Consider the following 23,163-nt stretch of genomic DNA (forward strand, 5'->3'; position numbering starts at 1 on the left):
CGGACGGTGCGGGAGGTCACGATCTCCTCGTCCCGGCCCACCCGAACACGCCCCACGGGTTTCAATGGGACCCATGGCCCCCCTACGCGACTACTCCCTGACCGGCTCCGGCCCGGACCTGCACGGCCACGGCCTCCGTCTGCGCCCCTGGGACGCCGGGTCCGGGGCCGACGTCGACACCTGGCTGCGCGGCCTGCGGGATCCGGAGTTCCAGCGCTGGAACACCCCGCTGAGGCCGGTCACGGACCGGGCGAGCGCGCGGGAGTCGCTGCTCGCGCGGGCACAGAGCGCCATGGAGGGGACGTCGGTGTCGTTCCGCGTCGCCGACGCGCGCACCGATGCGGCGCTGGGGCACATCGGCGTCAACGAGATCAAGTACCACCTGAAGGTCGCCCGGATCGGCTACTGGGTCCTGCCGGAGGCCAGGGGCCAGGGCGTCGCCACCCGGGCCCTGCTGCTCGCCGCCCACTGGGCGCTGAGGGAACTGGGGCTGCACCGGCTGGAGTTGGATCACGCGGTCGGCCACGACGTGTCGTGCCGGATCGCCGAGCGGTGCGGGTTCCCCTACGAGGGCACCCTGCGTGGTGCGATCTTCCAAGAAGGGCGCCATGACGCGTTCCGGGACGCCCATCTGCACGCACGCCTGGCCACGGATCCCGAACCGGAACCGGATCCGGCGGGCCCGTGAGCCGGGCCGGGCCTGCGCGTGTGACACGGGTCATACGCCCCGGGCGGTGAGTCCGCCCGGCCCCGCCGGTCGTACCCGGCGCCACCACCCACCCGCGACGCCACCGCAGAAGGAGACCGGCCGAGATGACCGCACCCGTGAAGGGCCCCGCCAGTTACTTCCCCTCCATCGAGAAGAAGTACGGCCGCCCGATCTCCGACTGGCAGGACCTCATCCGCACCTCGCCGCTGACCCGGCACATGGAGCTCGTCACCTGGCTCAAGACCGAGCACGGCCTCGGGCACGGCCACGCCAACGCGCTGGTGGCGCACACGCTCGCCGAGGACAGCGGCACGTAGGCGGGCCGGGCGCCGCGGAAAAACCAGAGGTGCCCGGGAGGCCGCCGACGGCACCATGAACCATGGACACGGACACGGACACGGACGCCGAGGCCGCTTCCGCCGGCGGCGGGTGGCGCCTCACCCATGACCTCGACGACTTCCTGACCCGCGCGGGCGCCTTCCTCCGCTCCCGCCCGGCACTGCACACCGTGCCGCTGACGGTCACGGAGACCCTGCGCACGCGCGGGCGGAGCGTGTACGGCGACGGACCGCCGGAGTTCGGCGTACTGGAACGGGACGGGGCGGTCCGGGCGGCCTTCTTCCGCACCCCGCCGCACGGGCTGGACCTCACCGCCCTCGCCCCCGGGGACGCCGACGCCCTCGCCGCGCGCCTGGCCGCCTCCGGCCGCCGTCTGCCCGGTGTCCACGCGCGGTGCGACACCGCCGCCGCCTTCGCCGAGGCCTGGCAGCGGCACACGGGCACGACAGCGACCCTCCGCCGGCGCCAGCGGCTCTACCGGCTCGGCACGCTGACCCCGCCCGGCCCCGTACCGCCCGGCCGCCCCCGGGTCGCCGTCGCGGCGGACCGCGAGCTCCTCGTGCGCTGGCACGACGCGTTCGGCGAGGCCGTCGGCCAGGGCACCGTCCGCGACTCCGCGCAGTGGGCGGACGCCCGGATCGACAGCGGCGCGATCACCTTCTGGGAGACCCCCGACGGCACACCCGTCGCCATGGCCGGCACCAGCCCCCGGGTGGCCGGACAGGTCCGCGTCGCCCCGGTCTACACGCCGCCCCACCTGCGCGGCCGGGGCTACGCGGGCGCGGTGACGACCGAGGTCACCCGCGCCGCCCTGGCCGCCGGCGCGGAGGAGGTGCTCCTCTTCGCCGACCTGGCCAACCCCACCAGCAACGGCCTCTACCAGCGCATCGGTTACCGGCCGGTGGCGGACTTCGAGGTGTACGACTTCCGCTGCTCCTAGGCGGCGTCGGCCCGGGGGACCACCCTGATGTTGAACGTGTGGGAGCCCAGGCCGTGCGCGATGCCCATGAAGAGGAAGGCGAAGTGCTCCTGGCCGCGGGCCGTGGTGATGTCGCCGATGTCCAGGTGGGACGAGGGGGGCCAGCCGAGGTCGGTGAGCAGGCGCCCGACAGTCCTTTTGGCCTCGGGGTCGTTGCCGGAGAGGAAGACGGTGGACGGGCCGGCCAGACCGTCCGGGGCGATCATCGCGGTCGAGTCCATGGTGCACAGCGTCTTGACGACGGGGGTCAGCGGGAAGGCCGCCTGGATCTGTTCGGCCAGGCTGCTGTTGGGGTGCGAGAGCTCGGTGTAGTCGTCGGAGAGTCCGACCCCGACGTCGATCAGCAGCCTGCCGGCCAGGGCGGGTGCCCCGAGGGAACGGAGCAGGTCCAGGGAGACGTTCCCCGGGGTCGCGTTGACCAGCACCTCCGCGTGGGCCGCTGTCTCGCCGAGGCCTGCCACGGGCAGACCCAGGTCCGTTCGGTCCTCGGGCTTTCGTGAGCCGAGGAGTACGTCGTGTCCGGCCGCGCCCCAGCCGTGGGCCAGCGCGCGGGCGACGTTGCCGGTGCCGAGAAGTCCTATACGCATGCTGCGACGCTATGCGGCGTCGCAGTCCCGCGGATCGGGCCACGGACCCGTCCGGCCCGGTACCGAGGGCCTAGTTCCGAGGTCGCCGGTCCCCCGGCCGCATCCTCAGGGCCACAGCAGTTCCCGCGACCATCGCGCCCCGGGCGTCTCTTGAGCCGCCCGCCGGTAGCGGAGCCGGACGTGCCGGCGGCGCTCGTCGCCCTGGAAGAACTCGACCTCCTCGGCCCGCAGCCGGTACAGCGTCCAGGACGGCACGGGTGCCTCGGGCTCCCGCGACGCCCGCTCCCAGGCCGCCTCCGAGGCCCGGGCCAGCTCGTCCAGCGAGGACAGCGGCTCGCTCTGGCGCCCGGTCAGTGCCGCCGCCAGCGCACCCGTGGAGCGGGCGTGCAGGTCGCCCTGGGACTGGGCCGACGGGGCCGCCGACACCGGGCCGCGCACCCGGACCTGGCGGCCCAGCACCGGCCAGTAGAAGCCGAGCGCGGCATACGGCCGCCCGGCGAGGTGCCGGCCCTTGCGGCTGCCGGCGTGGGACGCGAAGGACCAGCCGTCGGCGTCCGCGCCGTGCAGCATCACGATCCGCACGTCGGGCAGGCCCGACTCGTCCGACGTCGCCAGCGACATGGTGTGCGGCTCGGTCTGCCCGGCCGCCACCGCCGCCGCGAACCACTCGGCGAACAGGGGCACAGGGGTGTCCGGGGCGGTGTCGGGCGTGAAGGCGGGCAGGCTGGTGACCTCCGGGTCCCAGACCCGCAGTGACCTCAGCAGCTCGTGAAGATCGGTTGCCATGCCTCGATTGTCACCGGTGCCGGCACCCGACGGGGCTGCGCCGCGTCACACCTGTCCCAGGTCCGACGACACCCACCGCTCCGGCCGCATCCACAGCACCACCTGCTCACCGTGGCCGGTCCAGGCGGAGTCCACATAGCCGTCGACCTTCTCGGCCGGCAGGTAGCGCGCCGAGATCTCCCGGAGCTGTTCGAGGGTGGCGGGGGAGGAGTCGACGACCGGCCCCTCGACCGACACGTACCGGATCGTGGGCTCCAGCCGGTCCACCATCAGCGAGAACCGGCCCGCCGCACTGATCAGCTCGTTCTTGCGGGAGTCCCGGCCGGTCATGATCCAGATGTCGCCGCCGGGCCGATACTGGTACCAGATGGGCACCGTCAGGGGCGCGCGGCCCGCCCCCGCGTCGACCGCGAGCGCCGCGATGTGCGGTTCGGCCAGGAACTGTTCACGTTCTTCACGGCTCAGGGCCATTCCGGTCTCCTTCGACGAGACGGTCGGCATGCGGAGCACTACAACGCCCCGACGCACACCGCCTGTTCCCGGACCCCGGCCCGGCACGGACCGCCCGTTCCCCGGCCCGGCAGGGACCGCCCGTTCCCCGGCCCGGCGGCGGGCGGCTCTCACCCGGCCCCCAGCACCACCGTCCCCGACGAGCAGAACCAGCCCCCCGTCCCCGACGCCACCGCCAGCCGCGGCAGCGAACCGTCACTTCGCCGCACCTGCCGCCGCCCGCACTCCCCGCGCAGCTGCCGCACCGCCTCCACCAGCAGGAACAGCCCGCGCATCCCGGGATGCTGGGCCGACAGCCCGCCCCCGTCGGTGTTGACCGGCAGCTCACCGCCCTCGACCCGCAGCCGCCCCCCTTCCACGAACGCCCCGCCCTCGCCCTTGGCGCAGAAGCCGAGGTCCTCCAGCGTCACCAGGGTCATGTAGGTGAAGGCGTCGTAGAGCTCGGCGACGTCGATCTCCGAGGGCCGTACGCCCGCCCGTTCGAACGCCAGCCGTCCGCTCACCGCCGCCGGTGACACCGTGAAGTCCGGCCACTGAGACAGCGCCGCGTGCGAGAGTGCCTCGCCCGTCCCCAGCACCCACACCGGCGCCGTACGGCAGTCCCGCACGTACTCCCGCGCCGCCAGCAGCACCGCCGCCCCGCCGTCGGAACGGACGCAGCAGTGCAGCTTGGTGAAGGGGTCGGCGATCACGGGCCCGGACAGGACGTCGTCGACGGTGATCGGGGTGCGGAACATCGCCTCCGGGTTGAGAGCCGCGTTGGCCCGGGCCTGCACCGCCACCTGCGCCAGCTGCTCGATCGTCGTGCCGTGCTCGATCATGTGGCGGCGGGCCGCCATGGCGTACTTGGCGATCAGGGTGTGGCCGTAGGGGACTTCGAACTGCGAGGGGCCGCGCGTGCCGAAGGACAGCGTCCCGGTGCGGCGGCCCGCCCTGACGTCCGCGCGGGCGGTGGAGCCGTAGACGAGCAGCACCGCGCGGGCGTGCCCGGCCTCGATCGCGTCCGCCGCGTGAGCCGCCATGACCTCCCAGGTGGAGCCGCCGACGGAGGTGGAGTCGACCCAGGTGGGACGCAGGCCCAGATAGTCGGCGACCTCGGCGGGGGCCAGCGTGCCCAGGCCCGCCGAGGCGAAGCCGTCGACCAGCGAACGGTCCAGGCCGGCGTCCGCAAGGGCGCGGCGGGCCGCCTGGGCGTGCAGCGTGTACGGGGTCGCGTCGTCCACGCGGCCGCAGTCCGAGAGGGCCACGCCGACGACGGCCGCCTTCCTCCGGGAGGTCATAAATCTGACGGTACATCAGATCAGGGCGGCGCGGGGGCGGCAGGACTCTGGGCTTCCCCGTTCCGTCGCCCTAATATGACGCACCGTCAGATACGGAGAGAGGGGTGCCCATGGACGCCCGCTTCACCGGCGAACAGGACGAGATCCGCCGCACCCTGCGCGCACTGCTCCACAAGCGGTGCGGCCCCGAAGAGCTGCGGGCCGCCGTCGACACCCCGGCCGGGCACCACCGGGCCCTGTGGGCCACCCTCGCCGAACGGCTCGGCCTGCCCGGGCTGGCCCTCCCCGAGGCCTACGGCGGTGTCGGCTGCTCGGTGACCGAACTGGCCCTGGCCTGCGAGGAGACGGGCCGGTTCCTCGCCCCCACGCCCCTGCTCGCCACGGCCGTCCTCGCCGCCCCGCTGCTGCTCGCCCTGGGCACCGGCGCCCAGCGTGCCGAGCACCTGCCGCGCATCGCCTCCGGCGAGCTCACCGCCGCCCTGGCCGTGCCGGGGCCCGCCCTCGCCACCGCCCTCGCGCTCACCGGCCACGACCGGCGCGGGGCCTGGGCGGGCGGGGGACGGGCCGGGGGCGTGCAGGCCCGGCGGGCGCAGGGAGGCTGGCGGCTGTACGGGCAGGCCGAGCAGGTTCTCGACGGACACAGCGCCCGGCTGCTGGTGGTCGCCGCGCACGCCGGGGGATTCGCCCGGTCCCGGGTGCTGCTCTTCCTCGTCCGCCCGGACACCGCCGGTCTCACCCGCCTACGGCAGACCGCCCTGGACGCGACCCGCCCGCAGGCCCGAGTGCAACTGCGCGACGTACCCGCCGAGTTGCTGGGCGCCGAGGACACCGACGTGCTCCCCGCCCTCGCCCGGCTCGGTGACACCGCCGCGGCCTGTCTCGCCGCCGAGGCCGTGGGGGCCGCCGACCGGGTGCTGGAGCGGACCGTCGAGTACGTCGGGCAGCGCGAGCAGTTCGGGCGCCCGGTCGGCTCCTTCCAGGCGGTCAAGCACCGGCTGGCCGACGTGTACGTCCAGGTGCAGGCGGCCCGCTCGGCGGCCTACTACGCGGCCTGGGCCGCCGCCGCCCCGGTCGCCGGAGAGACGGCCGGCGGCCTCGCCCTCGCCCAGGCGCTCCAAGCCCTGCGCCGCGCCGCGGCCGAGGGGATCCAGCTGCACGGCGGCATCGGATTCACCTGGGAGCACGAGGCGCACCTGTACTTCAAGCGTGCCGCGGGCGACGAGCTGCTGTTCGGGCCGGTGCACCGGCTGCGGGCACACGCGGCCGACGCGGCACACGTCGTCGAGGAGGCCGGCACATGAGAGGTGCGCGCGTGGTGCAGAAGGTGTCGTCGACCCGGGGCTTCGCCCGGGTGGCGCCGCACGTGGTGCCCGCCGTCGACCGGGCCGTCCACCGGCTCACCAGAGGAAGGGTGCTGCTCAGCGCGCACCTGCTGCCCGGTGTGGTGCTGACCTCGACCGGGGCGCGCAGCGGACTGCCCCGCCGCACCCCCCTGGCCTGCATGCCGCAGGACGGCGGGCGTACCTGGATCCTCGTCGGGTCCAACTTCGGGCGGCCGGGGCACCCCGCCTGGAGTCACAACCTGCTCGCACACCCCGACGCCGAGATCAGCTGGAAGGGGCGGGACGTCCAGGTCACGGCCGTGCTGCTGGCGGGGGAGGAGCGGGCGGCGGCGTGGCGGGCGCTGCTGGCGTTCTGGCCGCCGTACGCGGCGTACCAGGCGCGGGTGGAGCGCGAGATCCGGGTGTTCCGGCTCGTACGGAGGTAGGAAGCGCGACAGGCGGTGGTCCACCCGGGGGGACCACCGCCTGCCAGACAGGACTTGGATGGGTAAGAGGCCGCCGCGCCGCGCTACTTCGTCGGCTTCCGGCCGGTGACGCCCAGGTACACCAACAGGGCGAGGTTCGGCTTCAGTTCGGCCTGCTTCACCCCCCAGGAGGAGAAGCCCTTCTGGTGGGAGGCGACGGCCGCGAGCATCGCGACGAGGGAACCGGCGACGGCCGCCGGGTTCACGTCCTTGTCGACCCGGCCCTTGGACTGGAGCTCGGCGACGGCGTCCGCGAGGGAGTTGTTCACCGAGTTGAGGATCTTCATACGGAGCTTGTAGAACCGCTTGTCGCCCTCGGCGGCACCGAGATCGACGACGCGGAGGATCGCGTCGTTCTTGCGCCAGAACTCAAGGAAGCCGTCGACGAGTTCCTGGGCCGTCTGCCAGCCGGCCTTGCCGGCCCAGGAGCGGCCCTGAAGGAGCTCCGTCAACGCGGCGCCCTCGGTCGCCATTTGCTCGGCGATCTCCAGGACGGCGCCCTCGACGTCCGGGAAGTACTGGTAAAAGGTCGCGGGGGAAGTGCCCGCCTTCCGGGCGACATCGATAACTTTGACGTCCCGGTACGGGGAGGAGCTGAGCATCTCGCTGAGGCAGTCGAGCAGCTTCTGCCGGGTCGCCTGCCCACGCCGGCCGGCCACGCGGCCGTCGACGGTACGCACTTGTCCTGTCATGCCGTCAGCTTACCGAGGCGCGATCGGGGCGCGATTCGGCCGACTGCAAATGGGGTGTGAGGGAGTGCGGAGGCAGGTGTGCCTGGTCTGCGCGGTGCGGCCGTCGCGGTTACGTTGTCGGCATGGCCGAAAACAGGGCATCGGTGTACGCAGAGGGCGTCCCCTGCTGGGTGGACGCGCAGCTTCCCGACGTGGAGGCGGGCAAGCGGTTCTACGGTGAGCTCTTCGGATGGACCTTCGAGGACTGGTTCGGTTCCTTCGCGCAGGCGCTGAAGGACGGCGAGCCCGTGGCCGCGCTGGTCCGCAAGGTGGACGGCCGGCTGCCCACCGTCTGGACGGTGTACTTCGCGACCCCGGACGCACCGGCCCTGGCCCGGCGCGTCCGGGACGCGGGCGGGCAGGTGATCTCGGCGCCGGTCCCGGCCGGCGAGCTGGGCGTCACCGCGCTGGTCACCGACCCCGAGGGTGCCGTCTTCGCCCTGTGGCAGCCGGAGGAGCACCCCGGCTTCGGCAGGCGGCACGAGCCGGGCACCTTCGCCTGGGCGGAGCTGTACGCCCGGGACACGGAGGCGGCCAACGCCTTCTACGGCGATCTCTTCCACGAGGCCCTGTTCGGGCCCGACGCCGAGCCGGACTTCGGCCGTGCCCCGGTCTCGGACGTGTTCCCGGCCGAGATGCCGCCCCACTTCCTCGTGCATTTCGCGGTCGAGGACGTACCGGCCGCGCTGGAGGACGTCAAACGGCTCGGCGGCCGGGTGCAGGCCCCGCCTTTCTCGACCTCGTACGGCGAGGTCGCCGTCGTCACGGACGACCAGGGGGCGTCCTTCGCGCTGTTGCGCCGCTGAGCAGGCATGGGTTTGGTCATTGTTTGGTCGCCTCTGTACTGAGACATCCGAATTGTCACCGGGTTCGCAACCAGGGCTCCGGCCAGGAAGAATCAGGGTGCGTGCCGCCATGGCGGTGCGGTGGTGAGACGCTGCACGGGGTCGCGTGGAACATGTGGCTTGGCGCGGCTCGTACGGGGAGGTGGCAGGCAGAGTGGTGGATCAGCTGACGCAGCACGATCCGCGGCGGATCGGGCCGTTCGAGGTGCTGGGACGGCTGGGTGCCGGCGGCATGGGGCTGGTCTATCTCGCGCGTTCGGCGTCCGGCCGGCGCGTGGCGATCAAGACCGTCCGGACGGAGCTGGCCGAGGACCAGCTGTTCCGGGTCCGCTTCACGCGTGAGGTGGAGGCGGCCCGCGCCGTCTCCGGCTTCTACACGGCCGCGGTCGTGGACGCCGACCCGCGCGCCGCCGTGCCGTGGCTGGCCACCGCGTACGTGCCCGCGCCCTCCCTCGAGGAGATAGTGAACGACTGCGGGCCGCTGCCGGCCCAGGCGGTGCGCTGGCTGGCGGCGGGCGTGGCCGAGGCGCTCCAGTCCATCCACGGCGCGGGCCTGGTGCACCGCGACCTCAAGCCGTCGAACGTCCTCGTCGTCGAGGACGGTCCCCGGGTGATCGACTTCGGCATCGCCTCCGGGGTGTCGAACACACGTTTGACGATGACCAACGTCGCCGTCGGCACCCCCGCCTACATGTCCCCCGAGCAGGCCAAGGACTCGCGCAGCGTCACCGGCGCGAGCGACGTCTTCTCCCTGGGCTCGATGCTGGTCTTCGCCGCCACCGGACACCCGCCCTTCCATGGCGCCAACCCGGTCGAGACGGTCTTCATGCTGCTGCGCGAGGGCCCGGACCTCGAAGGGCTCCCGGACGAGCTGCGGCCGCTCATCGAGTCCTGCATGCAGATGGACCCGACGGCCCGCCCCAACCCGGCCGACCTCCAGGCCCAGCTGGCCCCCCACCTCTTCGGCTCCGGCTCCGACGACAGCGGCACGGCCTCCGCGTGGCTGCCCGAGCGGGCCGTGGGCATGATCGAGTCCCGCCGCAACGGCCGCGCCGCGGGCAAGCCCGCCCCCGGCGCCGGACGCAGCGGCGGCGGACGCCCCGCCCCCGGCCCCGCGCCCATCCCGCCCCCGCCCTCGCACGACCCCGTCGTCCCGGCGCCCGTACCGGCCCCGGCCGGCGGCCCCGACACCGGCCCGGTCCGGCTGGCCGGCGGCCAGGTGCCCATCGGCCCCGGCCCGCGCGTCGCCGACGTGCGTGCCGCCGCCGTCAAGGCGCCCCCGCCGGAGGCCGCCCTCGCCGCCTCCTGGTCCAAGCCCCGCCCCGGCGTCAACGGCACGGACCCCGCGGTGGGCCCGGCCGTCGCCGCGCCCCCGGCCCCGGCGGCACCGCCCGAGCAGGCCGGCGGCTGGCGGCCCTGGCGCTTCCGCATGTCCAACGACGTCTGGGGCACCCCCTCGGTCGCCGACGACCTGGTCTACGTCACCTCCTTCGAGGTGCACGCCCTGGACGTCGCCACCGGCCGCCGCCGCTTCAAGACCCGGGACGTCGCCTGGTCCATGGCGGTCGCGGACGGCCGTATCCACGCCTCCGACGGGCCCACCCTGTTCGCCCTGGACGCCCGGGAGGGCGGTGACCTCTGGCGCCTCCAGACGGACGCCTGGGTGTACTCGCTCAAGGCCGGCCGCGGCACCGTCGTCACCGGCACCCGCGGCGGCGGCGTCCAGGGCTGGGAGGCCTCGGGCGGCCAGAAGCTCTGGGAGATCACCGGCTGCCAGTCCGACTTCGAGTCCCCCGAGGCCGGGCCCGCCCTGCACGACGGCACGGTCTACGTCTGGCAGGACGCCCGGCTGCGCGCCCTGGACGCCCGCACCGGCGAGGAGCGCTGGTCGTACCCGATCGGCGACGCGGCCTCCTGCGGCGGCGTCCCGGTCCGGCTCACCCAGGCCACCGACGGTTACGTCTACGTCTGCGCCGGCACCCGCGTCCTCGCCCTCGACGTGGCCGCCGGGCACGTGAAGTGGCACTTCGAGGCCCCGGCCGTGTTCCTGAGCCCGCCCACCTTCGTCCCCGGCCCGGCCGTCACCGGCGGCGGCATCTACCTCGCCGACTACCTCGGCACGGTCTACGCCCTCGACGCCACCGACGGCCGCGACCGCTGGCGCATCGCCACAGAGGCCCGCTCCTGCGTCGACCCCGTCCTGGTGGCCGCCGGCCACGTCCACGTGGGCAGCGGCAAGGGCCTCTACACCCTGGACGCGGTCACCGGCACGCCCAAGTGGCGCTTCCAGGCGGGCGGCGACATCGTGGGCGCCCCCTCGGTCGCCGAGGGCCGGATCCACTTCGGCTCCACCGACCACCTGCTGTACACCCTGAAGGCCGACGACGGCCGGCTGCGCTGGAAGCTCGCCACCGGCGGCGAGATCACCGGCTCCCCGGTCGTCCGTGACGGGGTGGTCTACGCGTGCAGCAAGGACCGGTGTGTGTACGCCCTGGACGCGGAGAAGGGCACCGGTACGGCACGCACCGCCTGACCGGCCCGGGACGGCCGTCGTACCGGCGTGCGGAAGGGGATCCGGACGGCGGCCGCCGCTTCTCGGAAGCGGTCCGTCCACCGCTTCCACCCCAGACGCTACGCCGGGTGCGTGCCGGTCGCCATGCAGTGACATGGCCGTGACAGGCGATCACTAGGCTTTCCGTCATGCGGACACGGGGGAGCGGGCTCAGGTTCACGGCGGTGCTGGTGCTGGTGGTGCTGGCACTGACCGGTTTCTCGTCAGGCCGGGGCCGCGGCGGCGGTCACGGGCACGGCGGCGGAGGCGGCGGCGGGTGCAGCAGCTCCGGCCAGGACCACGACAGTTCGAGGTCGTCGACGTCGAGCGGCGGTTCGTACGGCTCGGACGGTTCGAGCGGCGGCGGTTCGAGCGGCGGTTCGTACGGCTCGGACGACGACTACGCGGGCAGCGGCGGCGGCGGTTCCACCGCCCGCAGGCCGCACTACGGCTCCACGCCGACCTCCTCCTCCGGCTCCGGCAGCGGCACGAAGCGGCTGAAGGACGGCACGGCGAGGCTGCTCGGCTGCGCGAGCCCGGCGGCCCCCTACGCGACCGTCGAGGTCGAGAACCCCAACGGCCGCAAGGCGGACTTCTCGGTCTCGGTCACCTTCGAGGACGCCCAGGGCATCACCGTCGTCAGCCGGTACGGGGACGTCACCGTCCCCGCGAACGGCACGGCCACCGTCGACGTCCGGGTGGGCGGCGGCGCGGGCCTGGTGGACTCGGTCGACCACTGCGAGGTCGACCGCCAGGCCCTCGTCGACGACTGACGGACGGCTGACGGAACCGGGGCTCAGTCCCGCAGCTCCGTCAGGAAGTCGATCAGCGCCTCGTTCACCTCGGCGGGCCGCTCCTGCTGCGTCCAGTGGCCGCAGCCCGGCAGCACGAGCGGCTTGCGGCGCAGGTTCGGCATCAACTCCGGCAGCCGCTCGATCAGTTCGGGCGTGCCCGGGAAGGCCGGCACGAGGTCCCGGTCGCCGTACACGTAGAGCGCGGGCGGGGAGACGACCGCGCCCTGCCAGGGGGCGGTCAGCTCCCAGTTGCGGTCCAGGTTGCGGTACCAGTTGAGCGCGCCGGTGAAGCCCGGCTCGAAGCTCTCGGTGAGCACGTCGAGGTCCTCCTCGGTGAGCCACTCGGGCAGCACCTCGGGGTTCGGCGCGTCCGCGAGCCAGCCGCGCTCCAGGTCGTCCACCAGGGCCTGCTCGGGACGCCCGGCGTCGGGGGCGTCCCCGGAGGCGGAGTACAGCAGCTTGCGCAGGGTCGTGCGGGTGTCGGCGGTGAACTCGGCCTCCGCGGCCCCGGGCTGGTCGAAGTAGTTCCAGTAGAAGTGCCCGCCGAACCGCTCCCGCATGGCCTCCAGCGGGGGCTGTGCGCCCCGGAACGGCGGCGGCACGCTCAGCCCCGCCACCCCGCGCACCACGTCCGGCCGCAGCAGCGCGGTGTGCCAGGCCACCGGCGCGCCCCAGTCGTGCCCGACCACGAACGCCCGCTCCTCGCCCAGCGCGTGGATCAGCCCGACCACGTCCCCCACCAGGTGGAGGATGCTGTACGCGGACACGCCCTCGGGGCGGTCGCTGCCGCCGTACCCGCGCTGGTCGGGCGCGACCACCCGGAAACCGGCCTCGGCCAGCGGACCGAACTGGTGCCGCCAGGAGTGCCAGGACTCCGGGAATCCGTGCAGCAGTACCACGAGCGGGCCCTCGCCCTGCTCCGCGATGTGCAGCCGTATGCCATTGACGTCGATCATCCGATGCTCAACCACGCTCCCGAGCATACGCATGTATGGGCCACCTGCTTCACTCGCGCAACCGGTACTGCCGCGCCCGCCCGGCGAACAGCCGGGCCTGCCGCTCGGCCCCCGCGTTCCCGAGTGCGATGAGGTGCGGCGCCTGCGCGATCCCCTGCGCGCGCCCCGCCTCGGTCGCGGCCCACAGAGCCCGCACGGTCCCCTGCACGGCCTCGGTCGGATACCCGGCGAGGACGGCCGCACACGCCGTCGCCTCGCCCACGGCCTCGCCCCGCGCCGTGAGTTGCGACACGAGCCCGGTCTCGTACGCCCGCCGGGCCGAGATACGCTCCGCCGTCCCCATCAACGCCATCCGCGCGACCTCCCCGTAGGGCATGCGCTGCGCCATCAGCACGGACTCGTAGGCGCTGACCATGCCGTAGGTGGTGTGCGGGTCGAAGAAGCAGGCGGTGGTGTCGGCGACGACGAACTCCGCCTCGCCGAGCAGGTAGAAGGCCCCTCCGCAGGCCATTCCCTGCACGGCGGCTACGACCGGCTTCCACAGGTCGTTCGCCTTCGGCCCGATGCCCAGCAGCGGATCGTCCTGCGCGTAGGGCGAGTTCGGCTGCGGCACGACGGCGTCCCGGTCGATGCCGGTGCAGAAGGCCCGCTCACCGGCCCCGGTGAGGACGATCGCCCGCACGGTGTCGTCGAACCGCAGCTCGCCCCAGGTGGAGGCGAGTTCGTCGGCCATGGCGAGGTCGACGGCGTTGAGCCGCCCGGGCCGGTTCAGCGTCACCACCGCGACTCCGCTGTCCCGGTCGACCCGCAGGAGGACACTGCTCATGACCGCTCCGGGACCCACTGCGGAAGTCCGTCGTGGAAGACGGCCCGCACCCGGGCGCCGATGCGCAGGTGCTCCCGCGGCAGGGAGCCGAGTGGCCGCCCGGCCGCGGGGACCAGATTGCCCACCAGCCGGATCCGGGGCGCCTCGTCCAGCTCGACGACGACCACGTTGTACGGCGCGTGCGCGGCGTAGTCGGGCAGCAGCGGCGGATGGGCGACGACGTAGGACCAGATCCGGCCCCGGCCGGACACCGGCCGCCACTCGCTTGCGAAGGACTGGCAGTGCGGGCAGCAGGGCCGGGGCGGGAAGCGGAGCTCTCCGCACGCCGCACAGGCCTGGACGCGCAGTTCGCCCTGGGCGGCGTACTCCCAGAAGGGGGCGCCGTCGGTGTCGGGGACGGGACGCAGCATGGGGCGCTCCTCAACTCCTCAGCAGCAGGGCGGAGGTCGGGACCCCCTCGCCCGCGGTGACCAGACAGGCGGAGGCGCCCGGCACCTGTGCGGTACTGGTCCCGCGCAGCTGTCTGACCCCCTCGTTGATGAGGTTGAAGCCGTGGACGTAGGCCTCGGACAGGCCGCCCCCGGCGGTGTTCAGCGGCAGCGGCCCGCCCGTCTCCAGCGCCCCGCCCTCGGTGAACGCCCCGCCCTCGCCGCGCCCGCAGAAGCCGTAGCCCTCCAGGGAGAGCAGGACCAGCGGCGTGAAGGCGTCGTAGATCTGGGCGACGTCGACGTCCTCGGGGGTCAGGTCGGAGTGTTTCCACAGATGCCGGGCGGCGGCCCAGGCGGGGCCGGTGAGGGGGTCGTCGTTCCAGTAGTTGACCATGCCGTGGTGCTGGGCGGGCAGTGACTGGGCGGTGGAATGGACGTACACGGGCCGGCGCCGGCAGTCGCGGGCGCGCTCGGCGGAGACCACGACACAGGCCAGCGCCCCGTCGGTCTCAAGGCAGTTGTCGAACAGGCAGAGCGGCTCGCTGATCCAGCGGGAGGTCATGTACATCTCGCGGGTCAGGGGCCGGTCGTACATGATCGCGGCGGGGTTCTGGTTGGCCCGGTTGCGGCAGGCCAGGGCGACGTTGAACAGGTGGTCGCGGGTGGCTCCGTACTCGTGCAGATAGCGGCGGGTGAGCATCGCGATCTCGTCGGCGGGCCGCAGCAGCCCGAACGGCCGGGTCCACTGGGCCGGGGTCGGGAGCTGGACGGTGGTGTCGGTCCAGGGCCGGGGGCCGCTGCCCCGCTTGCGGGAGCGCCAGGCCACCCCGACGCTCGCCTGCCCGGCGGCGATGGCGGCGGCGAGATGGGCGACGGTGGCGCACGAACCCCCGCCTCCGAAGCCGACCTTGCTGAAGAAGGTGAGGTCGCCGAAGCCGCAGGCCTTCGCCAGCTCCACCTCGTCCGTCTCCTCCATGGTGTAGGAGGCCAGCGCGTCGACCTCGCCGGGCGCGATCCCGGCGTCGTCGAGAGCGGCCAGGACGGCGCGGCAGGCGAGGGTGCGCTCGTCCTCCGGGAGCCGTTTGGCGAAGGGCGTCTGGCCTATGCCGACGATGGCGGTGGCGTCCTTGAGGCCTGTCGATCCTGCTGCCATGCTGCGCGCACCTCCGGACCCGAACCGTCGCTGACAGCCCGTCAGATTACAGATAATCTGACGGATGGTCAGCTCCTATGACGCGGGGAGGCGAGCTGTGCGGGCGGATACGGCATGGGGAAGCGTTCCGGACCTGGTCAGGACGGCGGCCGAGCGGTACGCGGACGTCGAGGCGGTCGTCGAGGGCCGGACCCGCGTCACCTACGCGGAACTTGGCGCCCGCGTGGAACAGGCGGCGGCGGCCTGCCTGGCGCTCGGAACCGAGCCCGGCGACCGGGTCGGCATCTGGGCACCGAACTCGCTCGACTGGATCGTCGCCGCCCTGGGCGCCGTCTCGGCGGGCGCGGTGCTCGTGCCGCTGAACACCCGCTTCAAGGGCGCCGAAGCGGCGGACGTGCTGCGCCGCGGCGGCGTCCGGCTGCTGTTCGTCACCGGCACGTTCCTCGGGACGTCGTACGTGGCGTCCCTGCGCAGGGCGGCGGGGGACGGCCCGGGGACCGGCCCGCTGCCCGGCCTGCCGGACCTCAAGCACGCGGTCGTCCTCTCGGAGGACGCCCCCGCGGGCTTTTCGACCTGGAAGGAGTTCCTGGCCGGCGGGCAGGGGGCGGGCCCGGCGGACGTGCGGGAACGGGCCGCTGCCGTGCGCGGGTCCTGGCCCTCGGACATCGTCTTCACCTCGGGCACCACCGGCCGCCCCAAGGGCGCGGTCATCACCCACGACCAGACGCTGCGGGCGTACGACATCTGGGGCGGCCTCGCGGGCCTCACCCGCGGCGACCGCTATCTGATCGTCAACCCCTTCTTCCACACCTTCGGTTACAAGGCCGGGGTGATCGCCTCTCTGATGCGGGGCGCGACGATGATCCCGCAGCCGGTGTTCGACGTCGACACCGTCCTGGCCAACATCGCCGCGGAACGGGTCTCGGTCCTCCCCGGCCCCCCGACCCTCCTCCAGTCCCTCCTGGACCACCCCGCCCGGGACGCCCACGACCTCTCGGCCCTGCGCCTGGTGGTGACGGGAGCGGCGGTCGTGCCGCTGCGGCTGGTGGAGCGCCTGCGCGGCGAACTCGGCGTCGAGACGGTCCTCACGGCGTACGGCCTCTCCGAGGCGAGCGGCGTCGTCACCATGTGCCGCCGCGGCGACGACCCGGACGTGATCGCGTCCACCTCCGGCCGGGCCATCCCCGGCACGGAGGTACGGGTCGTGGACGCCGAGGGCCACGCCCTGGGACCCGGGGAGCCGGGCGAGGTCCTGGTCCGCGGCTTCCACGTCATGGCCGGCTACCACGAGGACGAGCGCGCCACCGCCGAGGTGCTGTCACCGGACGGCTGGCTGCGCACCGGCGACATCGGCGTCCTGGACGCGGCGGGGAACCTGCGCATCACCGACCGCCTCAAGGACATGTTCGTCGTCGGCGGCTTCAACGCCTACCCCGCCGAGATAGAGCGGCTCCTCGGCCTGCACCCGGACGTGGCGGACGTCGCGGTGATCGGCGTGCCCGACGCGCGGCTCGGCGAGGTCGGCAGGGCGTACGTCGTACGGCGCCCCGGCGCCCTGCTGACCGCCGACGACCTGATCGCCTGGTCCCGCAGGGAGATGGCGAACTACAAGGTCCCGCGGACGGTCAGGTTCGTCGCGCGGCTGCCGCGCAACGCCGGCGGAAAGGTGCTGAAGGGCGCGCTGCGCGACGGCGTCACCGGCTGAGCGGCAGGGCCGGGGTGCCGGTGACCGACATCATCAGGGAGTACAGGGTGGTGTCGGCGGCGATGAACAGGCGGTTGCGCCGGGCCCCGCCGAACCGGATGTTGGCGACGGTGCCCGGCACCAGGATGCGGCCCAGCAGCGTGCCGTCGGGGTCGTAGCAGTGCACGCCCCCGTCCAGGGCGGCGGCCCACAGCCGTCCCTGGTCGTCGAAGCGGATGTTGTCGAAGTTGCCCCTACCGCACGCGGCGAAGACATCGCCGCCGGAGAGGGTGGTCCCGTCCTCGTCGACGTCGAAGACGCGGATGTGGTTGGCGACGCTGTCGGAGACGTACAACTGCCGTTCGTCCGGCGAGAAGACCAGCCCGTTGGGCCCCTGGAACCCGTCGGCGACCAGCCGCACCTCGCCGTCGGCGGGGTCGACGCGGTAGACGTTGCGGGCACCGATCTCGCTCTCGCCGCGATGTCCCTCGTAGTCGGTGGCGATGCCGAACTCGGGGTCGGAGAACCACACCGACCCGTCCGACCTCACGACGGCGTCGTTCGGGCTGTTGAGCCGCTTGCCCCGGAACCGGTCCGCGATCACGGTCACCGAGCCGTCGTGCTCGGTCCTGGTCACGCGCCGGTTGCCCTGCTCACAGGTGATGAGACGGCCCTGGCCGTCCAGGGTGCTGCCGTTGGGGTACCCGGCGGGGGAGCGGAACACCCCGACGGCCCCGGTGGTCTCGTCCCACCGCAGCAGCCGGTCGTTGGGGATGTCGCTCCACACGAGGTACCGCCCGGCGGGCACGTACACCGGCCCCTCGGCCCAGCGGCACCCCTCGTACAGTGTCTCCAGCCGCGAGTCCCCCGCCTGACACCTCCCCGTCCGGAACCGCTCGTCGAGGGTCTCGTACAGATGGGGCTGCTCGCCGGGCATGGGGGCCGCCTTCGGGATCGGGCCGACGGGTGATCTGCGCGGGTCCACTATCGCGCGCCGCGACCAGCGGCGCACTCCGCCGGGCGACACGGGCTGGTGGGTCACCCTGGGCGACGGCGGCTGTCACCCTGCTCCAGGACACCGGGCCGCACGGCCACACGTACGCGATCGACGCGGCCCTGGCCGTGATCGCGAGCCGGCAGCCCGCGGGCGTGGTGCTCTTCACCTCCGACGAGGACGACATGGGGAAACTGTGCGGACCGGGCGTGCGGGTCGTCGCGCTCTGACGCGACGCCGTCCGCCCGCGGACACACCTCGGCCGCGACGGCTCCCCCTCCGCGCCGCCGCGGCCGAACCCCGTGTTTCGGTGGTGGCTTACTTCGTCGGCTTGAAAGGCTCCGACGTCGCGTGCAGGTCCTTGACCTCCAGCGGCTCCTCGGTCGCGTGCAGGTCCTGCTTCTTGACGGCGCCCTCGTCCTTCGTCTCCAGCGGCTCGTCCGTGGCGTGCAGGTCCTGCGGCTTGAGCTCGTCGCCCATGATCGTCAACTCCCCTTGGCATGGATCAAGCAGTGAGGTCGGCGGGCCCGGCCGGTCACTCCCCCGAGGACGACCGGACGGGCCCACCCGGGCCGCTCGCCCCGGAACATCAGGGCGTGGCCCGTGCGGTGACCCGTCTGCCCCCCGACGCGACGGATCGACTGCGTCCATCATGGCGAGCGGCGATAAACGAATGATGAACGCCCCGACGAGGCCTCAGGCCGCGCGCACCGGGGACAGCAGCGCCCGCACCTCGGTGATCTCGGGCGAGCCCAGTTCCTCGTAGATCCCGGCCGCCTCCTGCCAGCAGACCTGCGCCCGGCCGGACTGGCCGAGGCCGTCCAGCGCGCGCCCGAGGACCGTGAGGACGTTGCCCCGCCGCCACTCCCCGCCGATCCCGCGCAGGACCGTCAGGGCCATCTCGGCGTTGGACGCGGCCCGTGCCGTGCGCCGGGCGGCGAGGTCCACCTCGGCCAGCCGGAACAGGCTCATGCCCTCCCACAGGCGCTGCCTGCTGTCGCGGAACACCTCCAGCGCCTCCTGGAGCCGGTCGGCCGCGTCGCACAACTCGCCGCTCTGGGTGAGGGCGAGCCCCAGGGCGTAACGGGCGTTCGCCCCGCGCAGGGAATTGCCCATGCCGTCGTAGATGTCGATGCCCTCCCGGGCCAGCGCGACCGCGCTCTGGGTCCGTCCGGTCGCCAGGTGGATCCGGGACAGGTTGCACAGCGCGGCGGCCTCGCCGGGCCGGTCGCCGAGCGCCCGGAAGTGCTCGATGGCCCGGGAGAGATGCTCCTCGCCGTCCGCGTGGCGGTTCTGGTAGAGCGCGATGATGCCACGCGCGTTGCTCGCCCAGCAGACGGGCAGCAGGTCGTCGGCCTCCTGCGCGAGGAGAATGGCGCGCTCGGCCTCCTCCTCGGCCCGTTCGAAACGGCCGCCGACATGATGGACGTTGACGAGCGTCATCAGCGCCCGGGCCTCCGCCCGCCCGAGGCCGTGCGACCGGGCCGCGCCGACGAGCGCCTCGGCCGTCGCCTCGTACTCCTTGGAGTTGGCCCCCGACTCCGACAGGTCGTGGGCGGCCCACAGCAGGTCGATGGCCCGGGGGAGGGTCTCCGGCAGCCCCGCGGACTGCCGTACGCACGCCAGGAGGCAGATGGCCTCCGCGTACAGCCAGTCCTGCGCCGCGTGCCGGTCGTCGAAGCGCAGCCCCGGGTACGACGTGCGCTCCAGGTGATCCACCAGCCGGTCGCCCGGGCGCTCGATCGCGTAGACCCCGGCCGCGGACGCCAGATAGAAGTCCAGCAGCCGGGAGAGCGCCGAGCCGCGTTCGCTCGGGGGCAGTTCGTCCCTTTCCGCACAGGCACGCGCGTAGAGCCTGACCAGGTCGTGGAAGCGGTAGCGGCCGGGGGCCGCCGATTCCAGCAGGGAGGTGTCCACGAGGGACTCCAGCAGGTCCTCCGTCTCCTCGGCCGGCAGGTCCAGGACCGCCGCCGCGGCGGCGAGGGAGATGTCGGGGCCGTCCGCCAGGCCGAGCAGGCGGAACGCCCGGGCCTGGGCGGGCTCCAGCTGGCCGTAGCCGAGCTCGAAGGTGGCCGCGACGGCCAGGTCACCGGCCTGGAGCTCGTCCAGGCGACGGCGTTCGTCGGCCAGTTTCGCCGCGAGGACCGACACCGTCCAGGTGCGGCGGGCGGCCAGGCGGGACGCCGCGATGCGGATCGCCAGCGGCAGGAAACCGCAGGCCGCCACCACGTCCAGGGCGGCCTTGCGCTCGGACGCCACCCGCTCCTCGCCCACGATCCTCGTGAACAGCGCCAGCGCCTCGTCCGGGGACATCACGTCGAGGTCGATCAGATGGGCCCCGGCCAGGTCCAGCATCCGCACCCGGGAGGTGACCAGCGCGGCGCAGCCGTCCGTGCCGGGCAGCAGCGGGCGCACCTGGGCGGCGTCCCGGGCGTTGTCCAGCAGGACCAGCACCCGGCGCCCGGCCAGGACCGAGCGGTACAGGGCCGCCCGCTCCTGAAGGGAGTCGGGGATCGCCGAGTCGGCCGTGCCGAGGGCGCGCAGGAAGGAGCCCAGGACCGTCTCCGGCTCCGCCGCCCGGGCGCCCGCGCCCTGGAGGTCGACGTAGAGCTGCCCGTCCGGGAACGCCGCGCGCGCCTGGTGGGCGACGTGCACCGCGAGGGTCGTCTTGCCGACGCCGCCGATGCCGGCCAGCGCCGAGACCGCCATGACCCGGCCCTCGGCGGAGGCGAGGATGTCGCCCAGTTCGCGCACGAAGGCGGATCGGCCGGTGAAGTCCGGGACGGTGGCGGGAAGTTGCGCGGGGCGTACCGGGACCGTGGCCTGTTCGGGGGCCGGGGAGGAGGGCTCCGCGAGCCCGGGGTCCGCCTGGAGGATCCGCTGTTGCAGCTCGCTCAGGCCGGGGCGCGGGTCCACGCCGAGTTCGTCGGCGAGCAGGCGGCGGGTGTCGGCGTACACGGCCAGGGCCTCGGCCTGGCGGCCGCTGCGGTAGAGCGCCAGCATCAGCAGTTCGCGCAGCCGCTCCCGCAGCGGATGGGCCGCGGTGAGGGCCGTGAGCTCGGAGACGGCCTCGGCGTGGCAGCCCTGCTCCAGGTCCATGTCCAGGCGTGATTCGAGGAGCTGGAGCCGCCACTCCTCCAGCCGGACGCGCTGGGCCTCCGCGTAGGGGCCGGGCACCGCGGCCAGGGTCTCCCCGTCCCACAGGGCGAGGGCGCGGCGCAGGGTGGCGCGGGCGTGGCGCAGGTCGCCGGCCGAGCGGGCCTTCTCCGCCTCGGTGGCCAGGTCCTCGGCGACGGTGAGGTCCAGGGCGTCCTCGGCGAGGCCGCGCACCGCGTAGCCGCCGGCCTCGCTGACCAGGACGGCCGGGGCGGCGGTGCCGGTGCCGCCCGGGTCCAGCACCTTGCGCAGCCGGGAGGCATAGGTCCGCACGGCCGCCAGGGCCTGCGAGGGCGGTTCCTCACCCCACAGGGCGTCGATCAGCTCCGCCGCCGTGGCCGTACGGCCCCCGCGCAGCAACAGGGCGGCCAGCAGCGCGCGTTGCTGAGGTGAACCGGTGGCCACCGGGTCGTCACCGCGCCAGGCGCGCACGGGGCCGAGCACGCTGAAGCGCAGGGCCGCGGACCGTGCCGGTCCGTTCGGTCCGGCCGTCATCGCCGGCTCCGACGTGGAATCGGGACGCCGCTGCTCCGGTACGAGCGGCACACCGTCCGGTACACCGTCCATGCAGTCCCCCTAGACATCCTGAGCAACCAGGCCAGTTTGCCTTGTTGGCGGTGGATACGTCAGCCGTGGGAGACGCCGATCACAGGGTGACGCGCGGGAGTCCACAGAGTCTGCACACTCACCGCGCACGCTTCCGGCCGGACCGCACGGATCGCGCCATCGAGGCCGGACCGGCTCGCGCCCGCGTAGCTGACGCCCCGTCAGATCGGCGCTACGGTGAGCGCCATGGACACCCACGACAGCACGTTCCCGCTGATCATCTCCGTGGACGACCACACCGTGGAGCCCGCGAACGTCTGGCAGGACCGGCTTCCGGAGCGGTACCGGGGCGTCGGGCCGCGGGTCGTCCGGGCCCCCGTGAAGGAGATGACCTTCCTCGGAGGGCGCTTCAAGCCGGTCATGGGGCGACCCGGGGACGACGGCCCCGTCGGCGACTGGTGGGTCTACGAGGATCTGCGCCGGCCCCTGACCCGGCTCGACACCGCGGTCGGCTGCGACCGGGACGAGATCCGGCTCGAGGTCATCACGTACGAGCAGATGCGGCCCGGTTCCTACGACGTCACCGCGCGCCTCGCCGACATGGACGTCAACCACGTCCAGTCCGCCCTGTGCTTCCCGACCTTCCCGCGCTTTTGCGGACAGACCTTCACCGAGGCCGAGGACCACGAGCTGGGCCTGCTCTGCGTGCGGGCCTACAACGACTGGATGGTGGAGGAGTGGTGCGGCCCCGACGCGCACGGACGGCTCATCCCCCTGCCCCTGATCCCCCTGTGGGACGCCGGACTGGCGGCGGCCGAGGTGCGGCGCAACGCCGCCCGCGGGGTCCGTGCCGTCGCCTTCTCCGAGATACCGCCGTTCCTCGGACTGCCCTCCATCCACACCGACGACTGGGACCCGTTCCTGGCCGCCTGCGACGAGACCGGCACGGTCGTCGCCATGCACATCGGCTCCAGCAGCCGCATGCCCTCCACCTCCGCGGACGCCCCGCCCGCCGTCGGCTCCACCATCACCTACGCCAACTGCTGCTTCTCCATGGTCGACTGGCTGATGAGCGGCAAGTTCGAGCAGTTCCCGAACCTCAAGGTCATGTACGCCGAGGGGCAGATCGGCTGGATCCCCTACATCCTGGAGCGGGCCGACGTGGTGTGGGAGGAGAACCGCGGCTGGGGCGGCGTCGCCGACAAGGTGCACCGGCCGCCGTCCGAACTGTTCGCCGAGCACGTCTACGGCTGCTTCTTCGACGACGCCTTCGGCCTGCGCAACCTCGACTCCATCGGCGTCGGCAACGTCCTCTACGAGACCGACTACCCGCACTCCGACTCCACCTGGCCCAAGTCCCGCGAGGTCGGCGAGGCGCAGATGGGGCACCTGGAGCCCGACGTGGTCGAGCGGATCGTGCGGGGGAACGCCATCGAGCTGCTCGGGCTGACGGACGAAGGGCTGTGGCCGGGCGGCGGCGGAGGCGCGCGGTGAACCTGCGG

General features: G+C 73.6%; 23 protein-coding genes. 11 read left to right on the top strand and 12 right to left on the bottom strand.

The window, feature by feature from the left end; genetic code table 11:
• Nucleotides 1-73: 73 nt before the first annotated feature.
• The 3 genes from AC0665_RS29010 to AC0665_RS29020 all read left to right on the top strand — a co-directional run bounded on the left by AC0665_RS29010 (nt 74) and on the right by AC0665_RS29020 (nt 1,988).
• Nucleotides 74-688, top strand: a complete 615-nt coding sequence (locus tag AC0665_RS29010) for a GNAT family N-acetyltransferase (protein WP_478706085.1) — start codon at nt 74-76, stop codon at nt 686-688.
• 125 nt (nt 689-813) lie between these two features.
• Nucleotides 814-1,026 (top strand): DUF4287 domain-containing protein, encoded by a 213-nt coding sequence (locus AC0665_RS29015; protein WP_468411644.1) that lies wholly within the window; start codon nt 814-816, stop codon nt 1,024-1,026.
• A 62-nt stretch (nt 1,027-1,088) separates the two neighbouring features.
• Entirely contained in the window at nt 1,089-1,988 is a 900-nt protein-coding gene (locus AC0665_RS29020; protein WP_478706086.1) for a GNAT family N-acetyltransferase, read from the top strand.
• On the opposite strand, the gene AC0665_RS29025 is transcribed toward AC0665_RS29020, so the two are convergent.
• From AC0665_RS29025 to AC0665_RS29040, 4 genes are all read right to left on the bottom strand, one after another.
• A complete protein-coding gene (locus AC0665_RS29025; protein ID WP_478509533.1) occupies nt 1,985-2,614 on the bottom strand; it encodes an NADPH-dependent F420 reductase in 630 nt (209 codons plus the stop codon). The two genes, AC0665_RS29020 and AC0665_RS29025, sit on opposite strands and share 4 nt — an antisense overlap.
• A 105-nt stretch (nt 2,615-2,719) precedes the next feature.
• Entirely contained in the window at nt 2,720-3,400 is a 681-nt protein-coding gene (locus tag AC0665_RS29030) for a pyridoxine/pyridoxamine 5'-phosphate oxidase (protein WP_478706087.1), read from the bottom strand.
• 45 nt (nt 3,401-3,445) lie between these two features.
• The gene (locus AC0665_RS29035) at nt 3,446-3,871 is read right to left on the bottom strand and encodes a pyridoxamine 5'-phosphate oxidase family protein (RefSeq protein WP_468411636.1); all 426 of its coding nucleotides are present in this window, start codon (nt 3,869-3,871) and stop codon (nt 3,446-3,448) included.
• A gap of 149 nt (nt 3,872-4,020) precedes the next feature.
• A complete protein-coding gene (locus tag AC0665_RS29040; protein ID WP_478706088.1) occupies nt 4,021-5,190 on the bottom strand; it encodes a thiolase C-terminal domain-containing protein in 1,170 nt (389 codons plus the stop codon).
• A 110-nt stretch (nt 5,191-5,300) separates the two neighbouring features.
• Here AC0665_RS29040 and AC0665_RS29045 point away from each other — a divergent pair, with 110 nt between their 5' ends.
• Both AC0665_RS29045 and AC0665_RS29050 read left to right on the top strand, forming a co-directional pair.
• Nucleotides 5,301-6,491 carry an acyl-CoA dehydrogenase family protein gene (locus tag AC0665_RS29045; protein ID WP_478706089.1) on the top strand — a complete coding sequence of 397 codons (1,191 nt, stop codon included), beginning with the start codon at nt 5,301-5,303 and terminating at the stop codon, nt 6,489-6,491.
• A complete protein-coding gene (locus tag AC0665_RS29050) occupies nt 6,488-6,958 on the top strand; it encodes a nitroreductase/quinone reductase family protein (RefSeq protein ID WP_478509529.1) in 471 nt (156 codons plus the stop codon). Before AC0665_RS29045 ends, AC0665_RS29050 begins: the two co-directional genes overlap by 4 nt.
• Before the next feature lie 83 nt (nt 6,959-7,041).
• Here AC0665_RS29050 and AC0665_RS29055 read toward each other — a convergent pair whose 3' ends face one another.
• Complete coding sequence (locus AC0665_RS29055) at nt 7,042-7,689, bottom strand: TetR family transcriptional regulator (RefSeq protein ID WP_363119230.1); 648 nt, start codon at nt 7,687-7,689, stop codon at nt 7,042-7,044.
• A gap of 122 nt (nt 7,690-7,811) precedes the next feature.
• On the opposite strand from AC0665_RS29055, the gene kbpA reads away from it, so the two are divergent.
• From kbpA to AC0665_RS29070, 3 genes are all read left to right on the top strand, one after another.
• A complete protein-coding gene (kbpA, locus tag AC0665_RS29060; RefSeq protein ID WP_468411628.1) occupies nt 7,812-8,534 on the top strand; it encodes an AfsK-binding protein KbpA in 723 nt (240 codons plus the stop codon).
• Nucleotides 8,535-8,727: 193 nt separating this feature from the next.
• On the top strand, nt 8,728-11,106 hold the full coding sequence (afsK, locus tag AC0665_RS29065) for a protein serine/threonine kinase AfsK (protein ID WP_468411626.1): 2,379 nt from the start codon (nt 8,728-8,730) through the stop codon (nt 11,104-11,106).
• 167 nt (nt 11,107-11,273) lie between these two features.
• A complete protein-coding gene (locus AC0665_RS29070) occupies nt 11,274-11,897 on the top strand; it encodes a hypothetical protein (protein WP_478706090.1) in 624 nt (207 codons plus the stop codon).
• Between the two features lie 23 nt (nt 11,898-11,920).
• On the opposite strand, the gene AC0665_RS29075 is transcribed toward AC0665_RS29070, so the two are convergent.
• From AC0665_RS29075 to AC0665_RS29090, 4 genes are read right to left on the bottom strand one after another with little or no spacing between them, the layout of a single operon-like run.
• Nucleotides 11,921-12,874, bottom strand: a complete 954-nt coding sequence (locus AC0665_RS29075) for an alpha/beta fold hydrolase (protein ID WP_478706119.1) — start codon at nt 12,872-12,874, stop codon at nt 11,921-11,923.
• A 49-nt stretch (nt 12,875-12,923) separates the two neighbouring features.
• Nucleotides 12,924-13,700 (bottom strand): enoyl-CoA hydratase/isomerase family protein, encoded by a 777-nt coding sequence (locus AC0665_RS29080; protein WP_478607808.1) that lies wholly within the window; start codon nt 13,698-13,700, stop codon nt 12,924-12,926.
• A complete protein-coding gene (locus tag AC0665_RS29085) occupies nt 13,697-14,110 on the bottom strand; it encodes a Zn-ribbon domain-containing OB-fold protein (RefSeq protein WP_468411620.1) in 414 nt (137 codons plus the stop codon). The genes AC0665_RS29080 and AC0665_RS29085 overlap by 4 nt, the downstream gene beginning before the upstream one ends.
• 10 nt (nt 14,111-14,120) lie before the next feature.
• Complete coding sequence (locus AC0665_RS29090; protein ID WP_478706091.1) at nt 14,121-15,281, bottom strand: lipid-transfer protein; 1,161 nt, start codon at nt 15,279-15,281, stop codon at nt 14,121-14,123.
• 64 nt (nt 15,282-15,345) lie between these two features.
• On the opposite strand from AC0665_RS29090, the gene AC0665_RS29095 reads away from it, so the two are divergent.
• On the top strand, nt 15,346-16,986 hold the full coding sequence (locus AC0665_RS29095) for a FadD3 family acyl-CoA ligase (RefSeq protein ID WP_478706092.1): 1,641 nt from the start codon (nt 15,346-15,348) through the stop codon (nt 16,984-16,986).
• On the opposite strand, the gene AC0665_RS29100 is transcribed toward AC0665_RS29095, so the two are convergent.
• Complete coding sequence (locus tag AC0665_RS29100) at nt 16,976-17,902, bottom strand: SMP-30/gluconolactonase/LRE family protein (protein WP_478706093.1); 927 nt, start codon at nt 17,900-17,902, stop codon at nt 16,976-16,978. The genes AC0665_RS29095 and AC0665_RS29100 overlap by 11 nt on opposite strands.
• Nucleotides 17,903-17,931: 29 nt before the next feature.
• Between AC0665_RS29100 and AC0665_RS29105 the strand changes: the two genes are divergently transcribed.
• Entirely contained in the window at nt 17,932-18,189 is a 258-nt protein-coding gene (locus AC0665_RS29105; RefSeq protein ID WP_468636331.1) for a hypothetical protein, read from the top strand.
• An 88-nt stretch (nt 18,190-18,277) separates the two neighbouring features.
• On the opposite strand, the gene AC0665_RS29110 is transcribed toward AC0665_RS29105, so the two are convergent.
• Both AC0665_RS29110 and afsR read right to left on the bottom strand, forming a co-directional pair.
• Nucleotides 18,278-18,439, bottom strand: a complete 162-nt coding sequence (locus tag AC0665_RS29110) for a hypothetical protein (RefSeq protein WP_468411608.1) — start codon at nt 18,437-18,439, stop codon at nt 18,278-18,280.
• A 216-nt stretch (nt 18,440-18,655) separates the two neighbouring features.
• Nucleotides 18,656-21,682: an SARP-family global regulator AfsR gene (afsR, locus tag AC0665_RS29115; protein ID WP_478706094.1), complete on the bottom strand. Its 3,027-nt coding sequence runs from the start codon at nt 21,680-21,682 to the stop codon at nt 18,656-18,658.
• A gap of 225 nt (nt 21,683-21,907) precedes the next feature.
• Between afsR and AC0665_RS29120 the strand changes: the two genes are divergently transcribed.
• Complete coding sequence (locus AC0665_RS29120) at nt 21,908-23,155, top strand: amidohydrolase family protein (RefSeq protein ID WP_468411604.1); 1,248 nt, start codon at nt 21,908-21,910, stop codon at nt 23,153-23,155.
• Nucleotides 23,156-23,163 lie beyond the last annotated feature (8 nt).

The organism is Streptomyces sp. NPDC043685 (assembly GCF_056436585.1).

Bases quoted from the DNA above. Each gene is read 5' to 3' on its own strand.
- AC0665_RS29010 (WP_478706085.1), top strand. From the start codon at position 74: ATGGCCCCCCTACGCGACTACTCCCTGACCGGCTCCGGCCCGGACCTG.
- AC0665_RS29015 (WP_468411644.1), top strand. From the start codon at position 814: ATGACCGCACCCGTGAAGGGCCCCGCCAGTTACTTCCCCTCCATCGAG.
- AC0665_RS29020 (WP_478706086.1), top strand. From the start codon at position 1,089: ATGGACACGGACACGGACACGGACGCCGAGGCCGCTTCCGCCGGCGGC.
- AC0665_RS29025 (WP_478509533.1), bottom strand. From the start codon at position 2,614: ATGCGTATAGGACTTCTCGGCACCGGCAACGTCGCCCGCGCGCTGGCC.
- AC0665_RS29030 (WP_478706087.1), bottom strand. From the start codon at position 3,400: ATGGCAACCGATCTTCACGAGCTGCTGAGGTCACTGCGGGTCTGGGAC.
- AC0665_RS29035 (WP_468411636.1), bottom strand. From the start codon at position 3,871: ATGGCCCTGAGCCGTGAAGAACGTGAACAGTTCCTGGCCGAACCGCAC.
- AC0665_RS29040 (WP_478706088.1), bottom strand. From the start codon at position 5,190: ATGACCTCCCGGAGGAAGGCGGCCGTCGTCGGCGTGGCCCTCTCGGAC.
- AC0665_RS29045 (WP_478706089.1), top strand. From the start codon at position 5,301: ATGGACGCCCGCTTCACCGGCGAACAGGACGAGATCCGCCGCACCCTG.
- AC0665_RS29050 (WP_478509529.1), top strand. From the start codon at position 6,488: ATGAGAGGTGCGCGCGTGGTGCAGAAGGTGTCGTCGACCCGGGGCTTC.
- AC0665_RS29055 (WP_363119230.1), bottom strand. From the start codon at position 7,689: ATGACAGGACAAGTGCGTACCGTCGACGGCCGCGTGGCCGGCCGGCGT.
- kbpA (WP_468411628.1), top strand. From the start codon at position 7,812: ATGGCCGAAAACAGGGCATCGGTGTACGCAGAGGGCGTCCCCTGCTGG.
- AC0665_RS29070 (WP_478706090.1), top strand. From the start codon at position 11,274: ATGCGGACACGGGGGAGCGGGCTCAGGTTCACGGCGGTGCTGGTGCTG.
- AC0665_RS29075 (WP_478706119.1), bottom strand. From the start codon at position 12,874: ATGATCGACGTCAATGGCATACGGCTGCACATCGCGGAGCAGGGCGAG.
- AC0665_RS29080 (WP_478607808.1), bottom strand. From the start codon at position 13,700: ATGAGCAGTGTCCTCCTGCGGGTCGACCGGGACAGCGGAGTCGCGGTG.
- AC0665_RS29085 (WP_468411620.1), bottom strand. From the start codon at position 14,110: ATGCTGCGTCCCGTCCCCGACACCGACGGCGCCCCCTTCTGGGAGTAC.
- AC0665_RS29090 (WP_478706091.1), bottom strand. From the start codon at position 15,281: ATGGCAGCAGGATCGACAGGCCTCAAGGACGCCACCGCCATCGTCGGC.
- AC0665_RS29095 (WP_478706092.1), top strand. From the start codon at position 15,346: ATGGTCAGCTCCTATGACGCGGGGAGGCGAGCTGTGCGGGCGGATACG.
- AC0665_RS29100 (WP_478706093.1), bottom strand. From the start codon at position 17,902: ATGCCCGGCGAGCAGCCCCATCTGTACGAGACCCTCGACGAGCGGTTC.
- AC0665_RS29110 (WP_468411608.1), bottom strand. From the start codon at position 18,439: ATGGGCGACGAGCTCAAGCCGCAGGACCTGCACGCCACGGACGAGCCG.
- afsR (WP_478706094.1), bottom strand. From the start codon at position 21,682: ATGGACGGTGTACCGGACGGTGTGCCGCTCGTACCGGAGCAGCGGCGT.
- AC0665_RS29120 (WP_468411604.1), top strand. From the start codon at position 21,908: ATGGACACCCACGACAGCACGTTCCCGCTGATCATCTCCGTGGACGAC.